This is a genomic window from Janthinobacterium sp. FW305-129 (assembly GCF_020858115.1).
In the GTDB taxonomy this organism is placed as follows: Bacteria; Pseudomonadota; Gammaproteobacteria; order Burkholderiales; family Burkholderiaceae_D; genus Janthinobacterium.
On sequence record NZ_JACYMM010000010.1, the window covers coordinates 251,391 to 271,297 of the forward strand.

15 protein-coding genes and 1 tRNA gene are annotated in these 19,907 nt (G+C 64.5%); 11 read left to right on the forward strand and 5 right to left on the reverse strand.

Annotated features, from left to right (window positions below; translation table 11 throughout):
* Nucleotides 1-23 precede the first annotated feature (23 nt).
* The 3 genes from IGS61_RS21020 to IGS61_RS21030 form a co-directional block, all read right to left on the reverse strand.
* Nucleotides 24-2,411 carry a S9 family peptidase gene (locus tag IGS61_RS21020; RefSeq protein ID WP_230541412.1) on the reverse strand — a complete coding sequence of 796 codons (2,388 nt, stop codon included), beginning with the start codon at nt 2,409-2,411 and terminating at the stop codon, nt 24-26.
* A 92-nt stretch (nt 2,412-2,503) separates the two neighbouring features.
* On the reverse strand, nt 2,504-4,768 hold the full coding sequence (locus tag IGS61_RS21025; protein WP_230541413.1) for a putative bifunctional diguanylate cyclase/phosphodiesterase: 2,265 nt from the start codon (nt 4,766-4,768) through the stop codon (nt 2,504-2,506).
* A 193-nt stretch (nt 4,769-4,961) separates the two neighbouring features.
* Nucleotides 4,962-5,267, reverse strand: a complete 306-nt coding sequence (locus tag IGS61_RS21030) for a PsiF family protein (RefSeq protein ID WP_071079602.1) — start codon at nt 5,265-5,267, stop codon at nt 4,962-4,964.
* Between the two features lie 267 nt (nt 5,268-5,534).
* On the opposite strand from IGS61_RS21030, the gene IGS61_RS21035 reads away from it, so the two are divergent.
* Complete coding sequence (locus IGS61_RS21035; RefSeq protein WP_070223805.1) at nt 5,535-6,074, forward strand: DUF2058 domain-containing protein; 540 nt, start codon at nt 5,535-5,537, stop codon at nt 6,072-6,074.
* 129 nt (nt 6,075-6,203) lie between these two features.
* Here the strand turns inward: IGS61_RS21035 and IGS61_RS21040 are convergent.
* Nucleotides 6,204-6,279, reverse strand: a tRNA-Phe gene (locus IGS61_RS21040).
* Between the two features lie 186 nt (nt 6,280-6,465).
* Between IGS61_RS21040 and dkgB the strand changes: the two genes are divergently transcribed.
* The 10 genes from dkgB to IGS61_RS21090 all read left to right on the forward strand — a co-directional run bounded on the left by dkgB (nt 6,466) and on the right by IGS61_RS21090 (nt 19,481).
* Complete coding sequence (gene dkgB, locus IGS61_RS21045) at nt 6,466-7,290, forward strand: 2,5-didehydrogluconate reductase DkgB (protein ID WP_230541414.1); 825 nt, start codon at nt 6,466-6,468, stop codon at nt 7,288-7,290.
* A 1-nt stretch (nt 7,291) separates the two neighbouring features.
* On the forward strand, nt 7,292-8,236 hold the full coding sequence (locus IGS61_RS21050) for an LLM class oxidoreductase (protein ID WP_230541415.1): 945 nt from the start codon (nt 7,292-7,294) through the stop codon (nt 8,234-8,236).
* Between the two features lie 116 nt (nt 8,237-8,352).
* Nucleotides 8,353-10,557 (forward strand): S41 family peptidase, encoded by a 2,205-nt coding sequence (locus tag IGS61_RS21055; protein ID WP_230541444.1) that lies wholly within the window; start codon nt 8,353-8,355, stop codon nt 10,555-10,557.
* A 78-nt stretch (nt 10,558-10,635) separates the two neighbouring features.
* On the forward strand, nt 10,636-11,868 hold the full coding sequence (locus IGS61_RS21060; RefSeq protein WP_230541416.1) for an FAD-dependent monooxygenase: 1,233 nt from the start codon (nt 10,636-10,638) through the stop codon (nt 11,866-11,868).
* Nucleotides 11,869-12,029: 161 nt separating this feature from the next.
* A complete protein-coding gene (locus IGS61_RS21065; protein ID WP_230541417.1) occupies nt 12,030-12,746 on the forward strand; it encodes a DsbC family protein in 717 nt (238 codons plus the stop codon).
* 132 nt (nt 12,747-12,878) lie between these two features.
* Complete coding sequence (locus IGS61_RS21070; RefSeq protein ID WP_230541418.1) at nt 12,879-13,337, forward strand: (2Fe-2S)-binding protein; 459 nt, start codon at nt 12,879-12,881, stop codon at nt 13,335-13,337.
* A gap of 10 nt (nt 13,338-13,347) precedes the next feature.
* Nucleotides 13,348-15,621, forward strand: a complete 2,274-nt coding sequence (locus tag IGS61_RS21075) for a xanthine dehydrogenase family protein molybdopterin-binding subunit (RefSeq protein ID WP_230541419.1) — start codon at nt 13,348-13,350, stop codon at nt 15,619-15,621.
* A 13-nt stretch (nt 15,622-15,634) separates the two neighbouring features.
* On the forward strand, nt 15,635-16,213 hold the full coding sequence (locus IGS61_RS21080; RefSeq protein ID WP_230541420.1) for a nucleotidyltransferase family protein: 579 nt from the start codon (nt 15,635-15,637) through the stop codon (nt 16,211-16,213).
* A 48-nt stretch (nt 16,214-16,261) separates the two neighbouring features.
* Entirely contained in the window at nt 16,262-18,091 is a 1,830-nt protein-coding gene (locus tag IGS61_RS21085) for a M61 family metallopeptidase (RefSeq protein WP_230541421.1), read from the forward strand.
* A 220-nt stretch (nt 18,092-18,311) separates the two neighbouring features.
* A complete protein-coding gene (locus IGS61_RS21090; protein WP_230541422.1) occupies nt 18,312-19,481 on the forward strand; it encodes a GGDEF domain-containing protein in 1,170 nt (389 codons plus the stop codon).
* Here the strand turns inward: IGS61_RS21090 and IGS61_RS21095 are convergent.
* Complete coding sequence (locus IGS61_RS21095; protein WP_230541423.1) at nt 19,432-19,896, reverse strand: hypothetical protein; 465 nt, start codon at nt 19,894-19,896, stop codon at nt 19,432-19,434. The two genes, IGS61_RS21090 and IGS61_RS21095, sit on opposite strands and share 50 nt — an antisense overlap.
* Between the last annotated feature and the right edge of the window lie 11 nt (nt 19,897-19,907).

Consider the following 19,907-nt stretch of genomic DNA (forward strand, 5'->3'; position numbering starts at 1 on the left):
CCGCATCAAGCGGGCATCGGGGTTTATTTCAATGTTCTCTGGAACAACTGATAGATGCGGCGGTACTCGTCATACCACGCCTCCGGCTGCACGAAGCCGTGGCGCTCCATCGGGTAGCTGGCCATTTCCCAGTTATCCTTTTTGAGCTCGATCAAGCGCTGCGACAGGCGCACGGAATCCTGGTAAAACACGTTGTCGTCGATCATGCCGTGGGCGATCAGGAGGTTGCCCGTCAGTTTATCGGCGTATTCGATCGGCGACGAGATTTTATACGCCTGCGGGTCGACTTCCGGCGTGTTCAGGATATTTGCCGTGTACTCGTGGTTGTAGGTGGTCCAGTCCGTCACGGGGCGCAGGGCGGCGCCGGACTTGAAGATGTCCGGCGCGCGCATGAGGGCCATCAGGCTCATGAAGCCGCCATAACTGCCGCCATAGATGCCCACGTTCTTGATGTCGCCCTGGTGCCGCGCTGCCAGCCAGTTGGCGCCGTCGATGAAATCTTCCAGTTCCGGGTGGCCCATCTGGCGGTAGATGGCCGTGCGCCAGGCGCTGCCGTAGCCGAGCGAGGCGCGGTAGTCGACGTCGAGCACGATATAGCCTTGCTGCATCAGAAGGTTGTGGAACATCTGCTCGCGGAAATACACGGGGTAACGCTCGGTGACGTTTTGCAGGTAGCCGGCGCCATGCGCGAACATGACGATCGGATACTGTTTGCCTGCTTCCAGCTGTGCCGGGCGGTACAGCTTGGCCCAGATCGGCGCCGCGCCATGCGTGGACGGCACTTGCACCAGTTCCGGCATGACCCAGTTGCGCGCCTTGAAGGCCTCGCTGCGCGTATCCGTCAGGATATTCGCCTTGCCGCCTGCAACGGGAATGGTCGCCAGCTGGGCCGGCAGATAGCTGGCCGAGTAGCGCAGCAGCAGCTTGCCGTTATCGGGCGACAGGCCGAAGTTTTCCACGCCTTTCAGATTCGTCACTTCGCGCGCGCCGCCATCGCTGGCCGTGCTGGCGCACACTTCATACGTGCCCGGTGCCTGCCGGTTGCACATAAAATAGGCATTCTTGCCGTCGCGGCTCCATTCGACGGCGCTTACTTCCCATTTGCCTTGCGTCAATGCGCGCGCGGGCGCGGCGCCCGTTTTCGCGTAAAGGTGGGCGTAGCCGCTTTCCTCGGACAGATACCACAGGGTGGCGTTGTCCGGTAGCCAGCCGAATTCCTCGGCGCGGCGGTTGACCCAGGCCGTGTCGCTGATGCGGTGCGCCGGCACCAGGGAGGCGTTGGCCAGATCGACGGTGGCGAGCCAGCCGTCCTTGTTGTCGATGGCGCGCACGCGCACGGCCACCTTGGAACCGTCATCGCTCCAGGCGATGCCGTCGCGCTGGGCGTCGATGCGCACGGGGCGGTTGCCTTTCAGCGGCGGCAGTTTTTGCTCGGCGCGTAGCGAGGCCAGCGGGTCGACCGCGATGCCGGGCAGGCTGTCGAAACCGATCTCGCGCACCTGGCCCGTGCGCAGGTCGGCCAGTTTCAGGCTTTGCGCGATCGGCATGTTGCGGCCCACGCGCGTGCGCTCGTCGTCCGCTTCCGGGTAGCCCGTTTCCGTGACGTAGCGGGCCAGTTTGCCCAGCTTGCCCTTTTCGGCGGCCTTGTCTTGCGTGACGAACAGCAGCCAGCGGCCGTCCGGCGAAAGGGCGCTGCCGGAAATGGTGACTTTGTCGCCCAGGTAGATCGGTTCCGGCGCGCGCGTGGCGTCCAGGCTGCGCTCTTCGTGGCGGCGTTCGCGGCTCGCGTCGCGGTCTTCCTTCTGGCGCGCCAGGTTGACGATCAGGCGCAGCTGCAATTCGCGCAGGGCGTCCGCTTCCGGCTTGGCGTCCGGGTCCTTGGCCGCGCGCAGCAGGGCGACGGGCGCGCTCAGGCGGTCAGCGCGGCTCCAGCTGAACCAGTCGCTGCCGCTGCGGTATTGCACGGCGCCGCCGTCGGCGGAATACTGCGGGTCGCTGATGGCGGAGACGCCCCTTGTGATTTGCGTCAAGGCGCCGTTTTTCAGGTCGCGCTCGAACAAGTCGCCGTTGCGCAGCAGGATGGCGCGCGTGCCGGCCCGGTTGACGACCATCTGCTGGCCATCGAGGTTGGCCAGTTGCGCATCGTCAACCTTCTTGCCGCTGTTTAATTTGGCATGCGCGCCGGATACTTGAAAAGTGTCGCGCAAGGGCGAGCCGAGGCGCTTTTGCTTGTAGTAGAGCTGGCCATTCCAGCCCCACCATGCCGCTTCGACGGGTGTGCCGATCCAGTCGGGATCGGCCATGGCCTGGTCCAGCGTGATCGGCGTGGGCGCGTTGGCGGAGGGGGCCGCATGGGCGGCGGGCGGCAGAGATAGCAGCAGGAGCGGCAGCAGGGGAAGAACCAGACGCATCGGGGATCGCTTTAATAAAAGGGGATGGTGAAGGTACAGGCTATGAGGCCGGTATTCTAGCGGAGGAGTTTCATGCAGGAAATATCGGAAAGCTAAGTCCGGGGCAGGGCCAGCCAGGCGAGAAAGTCGTCGAGCGGCATCGGCCGCGCATACAGGTAGCCCTGCAAGCCGTCGCAATCGTGGGCGATCAGGAAGTCGGCCTGCTCCTGCGTTTCCACGCCTTCGGCCACGGCGCGCAAGCCCAGGTGGCGCGCCATGGCCAGGATCGCCTGCACGATGGCCGTGCCGCGCGCATCGCGCGGCGTGTCGTCGATGAAGCGCTTGTCGATTTTCAGTTCGTACAGCGGCATTGAGGTCAGGTAGGCGAGGCTGGAGTAGCCGGTGCCGAAATCGTCGATGGAAAAGCGGATGCCCAGGGCGGCCAGTTCGCGCATGCGCGCCAGCGACGCTTCGCGCTGGTCGATCAGCAAGCCTTCCGTCAGTTCCAGGATCAGGGCGCCGGCCGGCGTGCCGTGTTCGGCCAGCGCCGCCTGCACGCGGGCGGCGAAATCGGGCTGGCGGAACTGGGCCGGACTGACGTTGACGGACAGGGGGACGGGCCGGCCAGCCTGCGCCAGCACCCTGGCGGCGCGGCACGCTTCGCGCAGGGCCCAGTGCCCGAGCCTGACGATCAGTCCCGATTCCTCGGCGATCGGGATGAAGATGCCGGGCGCGATAAAGCTGCCGTCCGCCTGCGGCCAGCGCATCAGCAATTCGGCGCCCGTCACCCGGCCATGGCGGTCGACCTGCGGCTGCACGTGCATGCATAATTCACTGGCATCGAGGGCGCGCGCCAGCGCCCGTTCCAGGGTCAGGCGCCGCTCCACGCCTGCCTGCATGGCCGCTTCAAAGAAGGCGATGCCGTTGCGCCCTTCCGCCTTGGCGCGGTACATGGCGATGTCCGCTTCGCGCAGCAGGTCGTGCGCCTGCTGGCCCGCTTTCGGCAGCAGGGTCACGCCGATGCTGGCGCTGCAATGATAGGACTGCCCGTCGATATCGAAGTCGCGGGCGATGGCGGCGCGGATCTTCTCGGCCACCTGGGCCGCCGCGCGGGCGGCGCTTTCCAGGTCACCGGCCAGGTGCGCCAGCAGGACGACGAATTCGTCGCCGCCGATGCGCGCCACCGTGTCGGCCTTGCGCATCAGCTGCGCCAGCCGTTCGCCCGCCAGGCGCAACAGCGCGTCGCCCGTGGCGTGGCCGCGCGCGTCGTTGATGTGCTTGAAGTGGTCGAGGTCGATGAACATCAGCGCGCTGATGGCAGGGGCGCGCGGCGCGGCGGCCAGCAGGTGGCCGATGCGGTCCATCAGCAGGCGCCGGTTGGGCAAGCCCGTCAGCACGTCGTAGAAGGCCAGGCGGTGGATGTCCGCTTCCGATTTCTTGCGCTCGTCGATTTCCCGCTCGACAGCCACCCAGTGCGTCTGCTTGCCGTCCGCATCCGTAAACGGCACCAGTTCCGCCTCGACCCAGTACGCCTTGCCGGCCTTGTTGTAGTTTAGCAATTCCGCCCTGGCCGGCTGGGCGAGGGCCATGGCGGCGGCGATGCGCGCCAGTTCGCCCGTATCGGTGGCGGGGCCTTGCTGGAACAGCAGGCTGCGGCCCAGCACCTCGGCGCGCGCATAGCCGCTGCTGCGCTCGAAGGCGTCGTTGACGAAGATGATGCGCGTGGCCGATACCGTGCCGGGGCCGGGCGGGGCATCGAGCACGTCGGCGATCATCACCATGTCGTTCAGGCGGGCCAGCGCCGTGGCCGTCAAGCCCAGTTCGGCGTTGAGCTGCGACAAGGCCTGGCTGCTGTCTTCCAGGTGGCGCAGCAGGAAGGCGCAGGACAGGGTCAGCACGGCGGCGATGAACAGGAAGTTCAGGGCCACGATCAGCGCGCGCAGGATGGGAGAATCGGGCGTGCCCGGCAGGTGCAGGGCGACGTCGGGATGCAGGCCGAGAAAAAAGATGGTCAGCGAGGTCAGGACCAGGGTCGACAGGGCTGGCCGCATGCCCAGCAGCAGGGCCGCCAGCACGGGCATGAGCATCATGTAGATCTGGCTGACGGGGCCGATTTTCAGCAGCAGGCCCACGCCCACCAGGTAGGCGACGATGAGGAATTGCCACACGCGCCAGCGGTAGGGCATGGCGCGCCAATGCCAGATGACGCCGATCCAGCCGATGGCCAGCAAGTCGAGGGCGACGATGGACCAGATGGCTTCGCTTGCGGCCAGCAGCGCGCTGGGAATGGCCGTGATGAAACCAAGCAGCAGCACCACCTGCAGCAGGCGGTCAAAGACCTGGCCGCGCCAGTGCGCGAGATCGTTCGACGCCGCCACGCTGCCGTCCTTTCTCCAGAATGCCGTGTAACCGTACTGAGCAGTAGGTTGATTAAATACTACGCGTTATCTTTCTCCATGTCATCTTGATCATTAAGCATGGTTGCCTGCCGGGCGGCGTGTTGCTGGCGCAAAAAAAAGCCAGCCTGTCGGCTGGCGCTGTGCAGCGCGCACTGGCGCTTCGAAGCGGCGCTTATTTCTTGGGCGCGCTCAGGCATTCTTTCATGAACGCCTTGCGGGCGTCGCCCTTCATGTCCTTGGCGTCGGCATTGCACGTTTTCATCTTGTTTTGCTGCGTCATGGCCGGCGCCGGCTTGGCGCTCAGACATTCCTTCATGAAGGTTTTGCGCTCATCGCCTTTCTTGCCGGCGGCATCGGCATTGCAGGTGGTCATTTTCGACTGTTGCGCCGTCTTGGCGGCAGGCGCCGCTTCCGGTGCGGCGGCAAAGGCGGTGCTGGCAAACGCGGCGGCGATGCAGAGGGCGATTAATTGTTTCATGGCAAATCCTTGTAGACGCAGTCAGTGGAAGGGGACGTGCAACCGGCAGACAACTGCCGATATGCAAAACGTAACTAACTATATGACATTTATCAACAAAATTTCCACTCGAGTGTTTCTTTTTGTTACTGGCCGTTGTCAAGTGCCTGCCCGCTGGCCAAGGCAGCCATGTTGCGGCAGCAGCGGCCCCTTTTTTTGCTATGCTAGCGTCTTTCCACCGGCCGATGCCGCTGCCTTGGCCGGGCGCACCCTCAATACGGAGTAGTTATGGTCTCGTTGCAAGAGCAGTTTTTAAAGGCCGGCCTGGTCGACAAGAAGAAGGTCAAACTGGCCAACCAGGACAAGAGCAAGCAAAAAAAGGACGAGCGCAAGAGCGGCACGCAAAGCGTCGACGAAGTGCGCCTGGCCGCGCTCGAGACGCAGCGCAAGAACGCGGAACGCGCGCGCGAACTGAACGCCCAGCGCGACGCGGCCGCCAACCAGAAAGCCATCGTGGCGCAAATCGCGCAAATGGTGCAAAAGAATCGCCAGAGCAAGGGCAACAACGGCGACGTGCCTTACAATTTCACTTTTAACAACAAGATCGAGCGCATCTACGTGACGGCCGCCGTGCAAGCCCATCTGGTGGCGGGCCGCCTGGTGATCGTCTGCCTGGGCGGCGCCGTGGAACTGGTGCCGCGCATCATCGCCGACAAGATCGCCGAACGCGACCCCGCCATCGTCGTGCGCGTCAAGCAGGCCAGCACGCAGGTGGACGAGGATGATCCGTATGCGGCGTTCCAGATTCCGGATGATTTGATGTGGTAAGAGGGGGATTGCCCGGCGCCCGGTGCGCCGGATGGTAGTAGCGAACGGGCCGGAAACGGCCCGTTTTTATGCGGAGTACAAACAAAAACGCCACCCGAAGGTGGCGTTTTTGAATGTAAAACGAATTCTTGGTGGCCCGGGGCGGAATCGAACCACCGACACAAGGATTTTCAATCCTCTGCTCTACCGACTGAGCTACCAGGCCAAGGTGGCGAATTATAGCAGACCAAAACGGGAATGCAAGAGCCGGCTGCGACTTTTCCTTGATTTACTGCATAGGTATCGCTTTAGTTGCTCACAGATCAAATATGATTTGAGATAAACGGTATTTTTCTCAACAAAAGATGGGCGCATAGTGTGGCCATCGACATTGCTTTGAGAGGATTACCGCATGCACGCCGCTACCAATCACACCGCCATCCCCGCCATCGGTCTGGGCACCTTCCGCCTGCAGGGCCAGGTTGTCATCGATTCCGTCACCACGGGCCTCGACGTCGGCTACCGCCATATCGACACGGCGCAAATCTACGGCAATGAAGCCGACGTGGGGCAGGCGATCGCGGCCAGCGCCGTCCCGCGCGACGAGTTGTTCGTCACCACCAAGATCTGGATCGACAACCTGCAGCGCGACAAGCTGATTCCCAGTTTAAAAGACAGCCTGCACAAGCTGCGGCTGGAGCAACTGGACCTGACCCTGATCCACTGGCCGTCGCCGCAAGATGCGATTTCCGTGGCCGAGTACATGGCGGCGCTGGCGGAAGCCAAGGCGCAGGGGCTGACCAGGGCCATCGGCGTATCGAATTTCACCAACGCGCAGCTGCGGCAAGCCATCGATACGGTGGGCGCTGGGGAAATCGCCACGCAGCAGGTCGAAATCCACCCGTTTCTGCAAAACCGCACCGTCATCGAGTTTGCGCGCAGCCAGGGCATCCACGTCACGGCCTACATGCCGCTCGCGTATGGCAAGGTGGTCGTCGATCCGGTCATCATGGCGATTGCAGCCAGACACGGCGTGACGCCGGCGCAGGTGGCCCTGAGCTGGTCGCTGCAGCAGGGCTTTGCCGTGATTCCGTCGTCGACGAAGCGCGCCAACCTGGAAGCGAACCTGCATTTCCAGCGCGTCACCTTGTCGCCGGACGAGATGGCGCAGATGGCCACCCTGGAACGGGGCGAGCGCCTGGCCAACCCGGACGGCCTGGCGCCGCAGTGGGATTGATATGGGCGCCATGACGAAGCTGGGGCAGGGCGGTTTCAGTATCGGCCTGGAATTGCCGCTCGACAATGACTGGTCATCCACGGGGCGCCAGGCGAATGCGGCCTCCGGCCGCGTGCCGGGCGAGCCCGACCTGCAACAGCATGCGGCGCTGGCAAAGCTGGCCGACCGCCTGGGTTTCCGGGCCCTGTGGCTGCGCGACGTGCCCCTGTACGATCCCTCGTTCGGCGACGCGGCCCAGGTTTTCGAGGTATTTACCTATCTGGGCTACCTGGCCGGCATCACCGAGAACATCTTGCTGGGCACGGCCGCCGTGGTGCTGCCGCTGCGCGAACCCGTATTGACCCTGAAGGCGGCGGCCAGCGTCGACCAGTTGAGCGGCGGACGCCTGCTGCTGGGCGTGGCCAGCGGCGACCGGCCCGTCGAGTATCCCGTCTTCGGCCGCGATTTCGACCAGCGCGGCGCCGCCTTCCGCGAGCAGGTGGCCATGCTGCGCGACTGGGGCGAAACGCGCCTGCCGCCCGGCATCCGCCTGCTGCCCAAGCCTGCCGCACCGTTGCCGCTGCTGGTGGCGGGACTGGCGCAGCAAACGCCCGCGTGGATCGGGGCGCAGATGGATGGCTGGCTCGCCTATCCGGGCACGCCGGAAGACCACGCGCTGCGTGCGGCGCAATGGCGCGCCGTCGCCGGCGGCGACAAGCCCTACGTCAGCTTCATCCACCTCGACCTGTATGACGATCCGACCTTGCCGCTGCAGCGCTTCCGCTTTGGCGGGCGTGCGGGGCGCGATGGACTGATCGCCGAGCTGCACGCCATGCGTGCGGCCGGCGTGACGCATATCGGCCTGCAGTTGCGGCAGAACCGCCGCCCGCTGGCCGAGACGATGCAGGAGATCGCAGAATACGTGCTGCCGCATTTTCACGCAGAAGGAGAGAGTCCATCCGTCTGAGCGCTTGTGTAGCGCATGATGTTGCCGGATAATTAAGCACTCAACGCCGCTTGTGAACCCGAAGTTCATGCGCGGCGCTTTTTCATGGCGGAACCGGCGGGGAGTGGTGATTGAAAGTGATACAGACGGTGAAATGGCGGCTGGCGGTCCTGTCCGTGCTCGTCCTGCACATGGCTGCCGCGCAGGCGGGCGAGGGCGACGTGCTCGCGCTGGCGCGGCTGTGGAGCGAGGCGCGCGCCACGCATCCGGCCCTGGCCGATGGCGCCATCGACTGGGACCGTGCGCTGGTCGCTGCCTTGCCGCAACTGCAGGGCAAGGATAGCGAAGCCAGCTTGCTCGGCGCCGCCCGCACGCTGATGGCGCCGTTACATGACGCTGCGTTGCGTATTGGCGTGCCTGGCCAGGAGTTCGTGCATTGGCCGGCCGACGGTGCCGTGCTGGAATGGCTGCCCGGCGATACCGCGCTGCTGCATCTGCACCCGGGCATGCGGCTTGATACCGCGCCGTTTGTACTGCCGGCACGTGCCAGGCGGGTGATTCTGGACCTGCGCCCGATCGCTGAAGTACCGTCCATGCCGTCGCCAGTCATGCTGCACGCGGTGCTGGCCCAGTTGATCGGCCAGCCGCTGTTGCTGCCGGCGGGACGCTACCGCTTTTCCACGGGGCCACGGCCGCAAGATCCGCAGGACTGGGAAGGCATCGCGCCCGGTTTCATACAGATGGAAACGCAGCGCCTGTACCCGTCGGTCGGTGCGCGTGCCCTGCCCATGGTGGCGATCGTGAACGATACGCAGCCCGTGCCAGGCGCCTTGCTGGCGTTGCAGCGTGCGGGGCGCGCGCGCATCGTGGCCGAGGAGGGGGCGTGGCGCAGCCGCGCCGGCCCGCTGCAAATACAGTGGCTGGGCGTAGGCCTGCCGGTGGAGTTTTCCGCTGGCCAGCAGGTCTGGCCAGACGGCAGCGTGGCGCTCTGGCATGCCGACCGGACCTTGCCCGAGGACCGGGCAACGGGCCAGGGCAGCGCGCCCGTGAAGGCGGCGCTGGCGCTGCTGGCGCGCCCGGCCCGCAGAGTGGCGCCTGTGGCGCAAGCGGCCATCTACTCCGTGCGGCAGGATGATGCCGCGTATCGCGACATGCGTTTTCCGCAGCGCGAATGGCGCATGCTGGCGGCGATCAAGCTGTGGGCAACCATGGATAAGTACTTTCCCGCCCGCCGTCTGATGGACACTTCCTGGGAAGAGGCCCTGCGCGTCTGCCTGCGCCGCATGGAGGGAGTGCAGGATGCCCGAGAATATGGCTTGGCGCTGCAGGCGATGGCGGTGCATCTTGATGACAGTCATGTAGGCACGGCTAGCCGGGCGCTGGGCTGGAACGAGCGTACGCATGGTCTGGGGGTGCAGCTTGCGCGCATCGACGCACAGATCGTGGTGGCCGGCGTGACCGACCCCGCGCTGGAGCGCACTGGCCTGCTGCATGCGGGAGATGAGATCATCAGTATCGATGGCGAAGACGTGGCCGTGCGCCTCGCGCGCTTGCGCACCATGACGGCCGCCTCGACGGATGCGGGGCACTGGCGCAAGGCCATGTATGAGATGCTGATCGTCCCGGCCGGAAGCAAGGTGCAACTGCTGCTCTCTGGCGGCGATGGGGCGCGGCGCATAGTGACACTGGAGCCAACGCCGCTGGGCGATGCGCTGCCCTTGCGCCATGCCTTGCCTGCCGTGCGGCTGGAGCAGGGCATCGCCTATGTCGACCTGGATCGACTGCTGCCCGAAGAAGTCGACGCCATGTTTGACACCATCGAGGACAGCCGCGCGCTGATTCTCGACATGCGCGGCTATCCGCACGCGACAGGACGCGCCATTGCCAGGCGCCTGAATGTCAATCATGCCGCCTTCTTTTCCACCTCGTACCAGCAGCTGGCAATGCCGCTGGAAGCGGGCCATGGTGCGCAACTGGCGTATGTGGACCCTCTCTTTCCCGCGCGAGGGCCACTGTACCGGGGCAAGGTCGTCATGCTGATCAACGAGCAAACGCAAAGCGCGGCCGAACACCTGGCGTTGATGCTGGAGGCGGCCACGCCCGTCACCTTCATCGGTGCGCCCAGCGCGGGGTCGAATGGCGACTTGCGGGAAGTAGTGCTTCCTGGAAATGTCCATGTCTGGTATTCGGGCCTGGAAGTGCGCCATGCGGATGGGCGCCAGCTGCAAAGAGTGGGCGTGCAGCCGCATATCCTGGCCGCGCCCTCGGTGGCCGGCTTGCGTGCCGGGCGCGATGAAGTGCTGGAACGGGCGCAGGCATTTCTACGCCAGGATCAAGAATAGTCAAAATCTTTGGCTTCCCCCGTTTTCTCTGGCGCGCAAGCATGCTGAAACGGGGGCGGCAAACGCTATAATGACCGCATGAACAGTCCCACTTCCCCCACCATGCGGCGCTTCATGCATAGCCACAGCGACGTTTGCATCGTCGGCAACGGCGCCATCGCGAAAACCACAGCGCTGGCGTTTGCCCAGGCAGGACAAAGCGTCACCCTGTTATCCCCGGTGAGCCCTCCGGCATCTTCCGTCAAGCCGGTCGAAGCCAGCTGGGATGTGCGCGTGTATGCGCTCAATCACACGGCGCACCAGTTGCTGTCGTCGCTGAAGGTATGGGGCGCGCTCGACGCCGACAGGGTGGCACCCGTCGACGCCATGCTGGTCAACGGCGACGGCGCGCAGGCGGGCGGACTCGGTTTTGACGCCTACGGCGCCCATGTGGGCACGCTGGCGTGGATCATCGAAGACCGCAACCTGGGGCAGGCGCTGGACGCCGCCCTGAAATTCGCGCCGAACGTCAATGTGGTGCAGGGCCGCGCCAGCCGCCTGGAATGGACGAATGATTCTGCCATCGTGCACCTCGATGGCGGCGATACCATCACCTGCGCCCTCGTCGTGGGCGCGGACGGCGCCCAGTCGTGGGTGCGGGGCCAGTGCGATATCGGCCTCGATTACCGTTCGTATGGACAGCGCGGTGTGGTCAGCAACTTCGCCTGCGAAAAGCCGCACCATGGCGCGGCACACCAGTGGTTTACGGGCAGCGAAGGCATCGTCGCGCTGCTGCCGCTGCCGGGCGACCGCGTTTCGCTGGTCTGGTCGGCGCCCGATGCGCTGGCCGATACCTTGATGGCCGAATCGGCCGATGCCCTGGCCGCGCGCCTGGCCGCGTACTGCCACGATAAACTGGGCAAACTGACGCCGTTGCAGCCGGAACTGGTGCGCGCGTTCCCGCTGACCCTGATGCGTCCGCACGCCATGGTGGCGCCGCGCGTGGCTTTGGTTGGCGACGCCGCCCACGTGGTGCACCCGATGGCGGGCCACGGCATGAACCTGGGTTTTGCCGACGTGGCGCAGCTGGTCAAGACGATCGGCGAGCGCGAAGCGCACCGCGGCATCGGCGACGAGCGCGTGCTGGCCCGCTATGCGCGCGCGCGCAAGGAAGACGTGCTGCTGATGCAGCTGGCCACCGATGGCCTGGCGCGGTTATTTGGCGCCGATCTGGAGCCGTTGCGCGTGGTTCGCAATTTGGGATTAAACTTGCTGGATAAATTACCTGCCCTGAAGCGAAAAATGATTGCGCACGCATTGGGACATCAGTAAATCTTAAGATAGCGCCGGATAATGGCAGCAGTGAAAATTCAAGGTCGCCGCAGCTGGTCTGCGGCGATCGTTTTGTCAAAGAGATAACGATGCCGGGCCAGAGGCCAGTCCCGCCAGGCGTTTCAAGTGGAGAAGTGATAGTGATAACAATGAACAGAAGCATGAGCAAAATCGCCTTGCTGATGGCCTCGGGCCTGATGATGTCGTGCGCCGGCGCGGAAACGCCGACGGAAGCGAACATCAAAAAACTGATCGAGCCGCGCCTGGGCGAAGGCGCCAAGGTCGATTCGGTCAAGGAAACCCCGTACGGCGGCCTGTACGAAGTGCGCACGGGCGGCGACATCCTGTACACGGACAAGGCCGCGCAATACCTGTTCGTCGGCCACGTGTTCGACGCCAAGACGTCGCAGGATCTGACCAAGGTGCGCCTGGACGAAGTCAACCGCATCAAGTTCTCCGACCTGCCGCTCGATTCGGCTATGAAAACCGTCAAGGGCAATGGCAAGCGCGTGATCGCCGTGTTCGAAGATCCGAACTGCGGCTATTGCAAGCGCTTCCGCCAGAACGCGCTGAAGGAAATCGACAACGTCACTGTCTACACCTTCATGTACAACATCCTGTCGCCCGATTCCATCGTCAAGTCGCGCAATGTGTGGTGCGCGCCGGATCGCAACAAGGCCTGGGATGACTGGATGTTGAACGGCAAGGCGCCAGCCACGGTGGCCGCCACTTGCGCCAACCCGCATGAAAAAATCCTGGCGTTGGGCCAGCAATTGCGCGTCTCGGGCACGCCGGCCATCTTCTTTGCCGACGGCAGCCGCATTCCGGGCGCAGTCGATGCGAAAACGCTGGAACAGAAATTCTCGACCATTAAGTAATCCGGGCTGTCGCCAGGAAGGCTGGACGGCGCGCCCTCGCAAGGCGCGCTTTTTTTTGCACTTTTTTCCGCTGTCGTATCATCAAGTGTTGTTTGTAGACGCCATAACAATCCAAAAAAGGGGAAGCAGCAGATGATTACCTTGAATATCAACGGACGCGACACGCAGGTCGACGCCGATCCATCCACGCCCATCCTGTGGGCGCTGCGCGATAACCTGAACATGACGGGCACCAAGTTCGGCTGCGGCATGGCCCTGTGCGGCGCCTGCACGGTGCACCTCGATGGCCAGCCCATCCGCTCGTGCATCACGCCGATTTCCTCTGTCGGCGCGCAAAAGATCACCACCATCGAAGCGATGGAAAACGACCAGGTGGGCAAGGCCGTGCAGGCGGCATGGGTGCGCCACGATGTGCCGCAATGCGGCTACTGTCAAAGCGGCCAGGTGATGAGCGCGACGGCGCTGCTGCGCACCAACAAGTCGCCCAGCGATGCCGACATCGACGGCGCCATGAGCGGCAATATCTGCCGCTGCGGCACCTATCAACGGATCCGCGCGGCCATCAAGGACGCGGCCAAGACCCTGGCCTGAGGAGAGCGACATGCGTATCGAATGGTTGAATCAGGAAGCATTGCAGCACGGTGGCTTGACTCTGGGCGCGGCGCTGGCATCGGCGCCGGTGGCTGTGGTTGGCGCGGCCGATGGCGTCTCGCGGCGCGGTTTCATGAAGGCCGGCGCGGTGGCCGGCGGGGGCCTGATGCTGGGCTTTTTCCTGCCGGGTGCAGGCAAGCTGGCGCAGGCGGCCGATGCCGCTCCCGCCAAGCCCGTGTATGCGCCGAACGCCTTCCTGCATATCGCGCCCGATAACACGGTGACGGTGCAGGTGAACCGGCTGGAATTCGGCCAGGGCGTGCAAACGAGCTTGCCCATGCTGATTGCCGAGGAACTCGACGCCGACTGGAGCCTGGTGCACGGCGCGCTGGCGCCAGCCGGCGAGCAGTACAAGGATGCCGCCTACGGCATGCAGATGACGGGCGGCTCGGGCAGCATCGCCCATTCGTTCACGCAATACCGCGAAATCGGCGCCAAGGCGCGCGCCATGCTGGTGGCCGCCGCCGCCGCGCAGTGGAAAGTCAATCCCGACCAGGTGCGCGCCGCGAAAGGCGTGCTGTATGGCCCCGGCGGGCAAAAGGCGACGTATGGCGAGTTTGCCGATGCGGCCATGCGCCAGAGCGTGCCCGCCACCGTCAAGCTGAAGGACCCGCGCGACTTTGCCATCATCGGCAAGCCCGTGAAACGCCTGGACGCGGCCGCCAAGTCCACGGGAAAACAGCAGTTCGGCATCGACTTCAAGCCGCCTGGCGCGAAAGTGGCCATGGTGGCGCGCCCGCCCGTGTTTGGCGCGAAGGTAGCGAAATTCGACGCCAGCAAGGCGAAAGCCATCAAGGGCGTGCTGGAGGTACTGGAAGTCAAAACCGACCGTGGCGGCAGCGGCGTGGCCGTCATCGCCGACGGTTACTGGCCGGCCAAACAGGGGCGCGACGCGCTGGTGATCGAGTGGGACAGCAGCGCCGTGGAAAAGGTCAGCAGCGACAAGCAGCTAGCGGCCTTCAAGGCGCTTGCCAGGACGCCGGGCACCGTTGCCAAGCCAGCCGACATGGGCAAGCTGGCCAAGGCGCCGAAAAAAATCGAAGCCGTCTACGAATTCCCCTACCTGGCGCACGCGCCGATGGAGCCGCTCAATTGCGTGGTCGACCTGCAGGCCGACAAATGCACGATGTGGGTCGGCTCGCAATTCCAGACGGGCGACCAGGCGGCCATCGCGGCTACTTCCGGCCTGAAACCGGAGCAGGTGACCCTGCACACGATGATGGCGGGCGGCGGCTTTGGCCGGCGCGCCGTGCCCTCGTCCGACTACGTGGTCGAAGCCGTCAACGTCGCCAAGGCGTACCGGGCGGCGGGCAAGAGCGGTCCGTTAAAGCTGATGTGGAGCCGCGAGGATGACATCAAGGGCGGCTACTACCGGCCATCGCATGTGCACCGCGCGCAGATCGGCCTCGACGCCAAGGGCAAGATCCTCGCCTGGGACCACACCATCGTGGGCCAGTCCATCATGGCCGGCACGCCGTTCGAAGCCTTCATGGTGAAAAATGGCGTCGACGGCACCATGGTCGAAGGCATGGGCGAGCCGTACACCCTGCCGATGAAGCTGTCCGTGCACACGGCCAAGGCGAACGTGCCCGTGCTGTGGTGGCGCTCCGTCGGCTCGACGCATACGGCCTTTGTCATGGAAACCCTGATCGACGAAGCGGCGCACGTGGCGAAGATGGACCCCGTCGCCTACCGCAAGCAGATGATCGACGCGAAGCACACGCGCCACCTCGCCGCGCTGGACCTGGCCGTGGCGAAGTCCGGCTACGGCAGGAAGAAGCTGCCGAAAGGGCAAGCCTGGGGCGTGGCCATGCACGAGTCGTTCAATTCCGTGGTCGCCTACGTGGTGACGGCATCGGTGGTCGAAGGCGCACCGAAGCTGCACCAGGTGTGGGCGGGCGTGCATTGCAACCTGGCCGTCAATCCCCTGACGATCGAAGCGCAAGTGCAGGGCGCCGCGCTGATGGCGCTGGGCATGACGATACCCGGCGCGGCCATCACGCTCAAGGATGGCGTGGTGGAGCAGCAGAACTTCGGCGACTACCCGGTGCCGCGCATGCCCGACATGCCGGTGATCGAGGTGCACCTGGTGCCGTCGGGCGACGCGCCGACGGGCATGGGCGAGCCGGGCGTGCCGCCGCTGGCGCCCGCATTCGCCAATGCGCTGTTCGCCCTGACGGGCAAGCGCCTGCGCAAGCTGCCGTTCGACCTGGCGGCCGCATGACGGCAGCGGCTTTTTGAGTACGGTCGGCATTTTGCTGGCAGCCGGAAGGGGACGCAGGTTCGACCCTTCCGGCGTACAGAACAAATTATTGCAACCGCTGGCCGAAGGCCCGCATGCGGGCTTGCCCGTGGTAGTGGCAGCGGCCAGGAACATGCTGGCCGCCTTGCCGCGCGTGCTGGCCGTGGTGCGCGCCGACGACACGCAGGTGGCGCGCGCACTCGGTGCGCTGGGCTGCGAGGTGCGCGTCTGCCATGATGCCGACACGGGCATGGCCGCCTCGCTCACCTGCGCCATCGACCATGTGCGCGGTGCGCCGGGCTGGCTGATCGCTTTGGGCGACATGCCTTACGTGGAAGCGGCTACAATCGCCGCCTTGTCGCAAGCCATCGGCGATGGCGCGCGCATCGCCGTGCCCGTGTTCCAGGGCCGGCGCGGCAATCCTGTCGCGTTCAGTGCCTATCACTTGCCGCTGCTGCTGGCGCTCGATGGCGACCAGGGCGCGCGCAGCATCGTCAACAGCCATGCCGTGTGCGAAGTGACAGTGGACGACGGCGGCATCTTGCGCGATATTGATACACCTGACGATTTGTAAGGCGGGGCAGTGGCGCTCCCGGGAAGATAAGCCAGACACGAGGAAAACATGAAAAAAGCTCCAATTAAAAAAAGCATCGCCAAGGCGCCCGCCGCCGGCATCATCTACAGCATCGCCGCCTTTGATCTGGCCGGCCACATGTTCAAGGTGACGTTGACGGTCAAGTCGCCTGCCGCCATCGGCCAGGTGTTTGCCCTGCCGGCCTGGATTCCGGGCAGCTACATGATCCGCGAATTTTCGCGCAATATCGTCAGCATCCGCGCCGAGTCCGAGGGCAAGGCCGTGGCACTGACCAAATTGGACAAGCACTCGTGGCAAGCCGCCCCGTGCAAGGGCCCGTTGACCGTCGAATACGACGTCTACGCCTGGGACCTGTCCGTGCGCGCCGCCCACCTCGACCAGAACCATGGCTTCTTCAACGGCACCAGCGTGTTCCTGCGCGTGCTGGGCCAGGAATCCGATGCCCATGAAGTGCACATCGTGCAGCCGAAGGATGCGGCCTGCAAGAGCTGGAAAGTGGCCACCACCCTGCCTGAACTGAAAGCCAAGCGCTACGGCTTCGGCAGCTACCAGGCGGCCAACTACGATGAACTGATCGACCACCCGGTGGAAATGGGCGACTTCGCGCTGGCCACCTTCAAGGCGCACGGCGTGCCGCACGATATCGTCGTCACGGGCAAGGTGCCGAACCTGGACTTGCCGCGTTTGTGCCGCGACCTGAAAGCCATCTGCGAAACGCAGATCGCCTTCTTCGAGCCGAAGACAAAGAAAGCGCCGATGGACCGCTATGTGTTCATGGCCATGGCCGTCGGCGACGGTTACGGCGGCCTCGAACACCGCGCCTCGACGGCGCTGATCTGCGCCCGCGCCGACCTGCCGACGACGGCGTCGACCAGCACCGAGATCGGCGACGGCTACCTGAAATTCCTCGGCCTGTGCAGCCACGAGTACTTCCATACCTGGAACGTCAAGCGCATCAAGCCTGCCGCCTTTGCGCCGTACAACCTGCAGGCGGAAAGCTATTCGCCGCTGCTGTGGCTGTTCGAGGGCTTCACCAGCTATTACGACGATCTGATGCTGGTGCGCGCCGGCCTGATCGACGAGGCGGCCTATTTCAAGCTGCTCGGGAAAACCGTCAACAGCGTCTTGCGCGGCAGCGGCCGCACCAGGCAAAGCGTGGCCGATTCCAGCTTCGACGCCTGGGGCAAGTACTACCGCCAGGATGAAAACGCGCCGAACGCCATCGTCAGCTACTACACCAAGGGTTCGCTGATCGCGCTGGCTTTCGACCTGACGCTGCGCAGCAAGACGAATGGAGAGAAATCGCTGGACGACGTGATGCAGGCGCTGTGGCAGCGCTATGGCCGCGACTTCTACAAGGGTAAGGCGCGCGGCGTGACGCCGGCCGAAGTCGAAGCCCTGTTCGACGAGGTCTCCGGCACGCGCATGAAACCGTTCTTCGAGCGCTACATCCGCGGCACGGACGACGTGCCGCTGGCGCGCCTGCTGGCGCCGTTCGGCGTGAAATACAGCGATGCGCGCAAGGCGGAAAAATCCAGCCTGGACGTCAACCTGGGCCGCGACGGCAACGACGCCAAATTGGCGCAGGTGCACCAGGGCGGCGCCGCCCACGTAGCTGGCTTGTCGGCGGGCGACGTGCTGGTGGCCATCGATGGCTTGCGCGTAACGGGCACCAATCTGGACACCTTGCTGGGCCGCTACGCGGTCGGCGCCACGGTAGACATCCACGCCTTCCGCCGCGACGAGCTGATGACGTTTGCGGCCGTGCTGCAGGGCGACCGTGTGCCCGGTGTCAGCTTGACCCTGCTGCCGGCGCCAAAGAAGGCCACGGGGCCGAAGCGTCCTAGCGCGGCATGATGCTGTTTGTCATGCAGTAAGACAGAAAACCGGCCTCACTGGCCGGTTTTTCATTTCAAGGTGCAGTTTCTCAAATGCAACTAAACCGCTGATATTGGTGCATTAGCGTCATATTTACTGCAAATGAACTAATTTTTCTTTAACTAAACTAAAATTGCCGAATTGCTTCTTTTAGATCGTGCCCAACGTGCAAACCCTCGATCCTCGAACGATTATGCTGATGACGACCCTGATGTGCGGGGCGATGAGCATCGTCATGTTCTCGGTGTATCGCAGTTTCCGGCGCGAGGTGCATGGCCTGGGGCATTGGGCTGCCGGCTTGCTGCTGCTGGTGTGCGCGTCTCTGCTTTTCGGCACCCGCGAGGTGCTGCCGTCGGCATTGTCCATGATTGCGGCCAATGCGGCCCTGGTGGCCGGCATCGGCCTGTCGATGCTGGGCACGGAGAAATTCTTTGGCCTGGCGCCCAGTCGCCGCGCCTATCTGTTGATACTTGTCCTGGCCATCGCCGGCAATAGCTGGTGTCTGCTGGTGCGCCCCGATTTCTCCGCGCGCGTGGCGCTCTTCTCCCTGCTGGTCTTCCTGTTTTATGCGCGCCAGGTGCAACTGGTGTGGCGCCATGGCGAGCGCCATTTCTCGAGTTTCTTCTTTGGCGCGCTGATGCTGCTGCAAGCTGGCGTGGTGCTGGCGCGCGGCGTGTCGGCGTTGCTGCATGGTGGCGCCAGCGTGAACCTGGCGGTGGCCGCCACCCCGGCCGGCATCTATCTGGCGGTCGCCAATTTCATGGCGCTGCTGCTGACGGTGGGCTTCATGACGGTGGCGACGCGCCGCCTGCAGCAGATACTGGAGCGCCGCTCGACCCATGATCCGCTGACGCAGGTGCTGAACCGGCGCGGCTTTGGCGATGCCTATGCGCGCGAAATCGGCAATCTGCGGCGCCGCCGCCGGCCGCTGACACTGCTCAGCATCGACCTCGATTACTTCAAATCGATCAATGACCGCTACGGTCACGCGGTGGGAGACCAGGTGCTGGCGCATGTGGCCACTGTTATCAAAGGCGCCTTGCGTGAATCGGATTGCGTGGCGCGTTTCGGCGGCGAGGAGTTCGTCGTGCTGATGCCGGATATGCCTGTGCATAATGCCTTGGGCGTGGCCGAACGCATCCGCGCCTTGCTGCGCGAGTCCAGTCATGCGGGACTGCCAGCGTGTACGGTCAGCATCGGCGTCGCTTGCCAGGCATCGGTGGTGGAGGGGCTGGAAGAATTGCTGTCGCGCGCCGATGCGGCCCTGTACCTGGCCAAGGAGCGGGGACGCGACCGCATTGAGCTCGATGCTGCCGCGATTACTGCGGACCGGACAAGGTCCGCAGCTGGAACCGGTACTGCTCGTTGAAGAGGAAGGTTTCGGAGAAATCGAAAGTTTTGGCGTGGCGGCGCATCAGGTGTCCCGCCGGCGGAAAGAGCACTTGCACGCGCCGCACGGCGGCCAGCGCCGCGGCCGATGCATCGCTGTCGCGCGAACGGTGGACATGCACGCTTTTCAGCTCGCCGTCCGGGCCCACGCTCAGGTCGAGCACGACGATGGCCGGCAGCATGGGCGGCAGGCGCCCGCTGAACGTATATGTGCCATTGGCCGCCATGATCTGCTGCGCCACCAGCGCCTTGTAGGCGTCGATGTTGGCCGCGAGCTGTAGCGAGGCCGGCGTGCGAGGGGCCGCGGGCGTGCTCGTGGGCGCCGCCGGCGGGGACGCAGTCTGGCAAGCCGACAGCAGGACGGCGGCGGCAAGAACGGTGATCGCGTGTCTCATGGCTGCCAGCC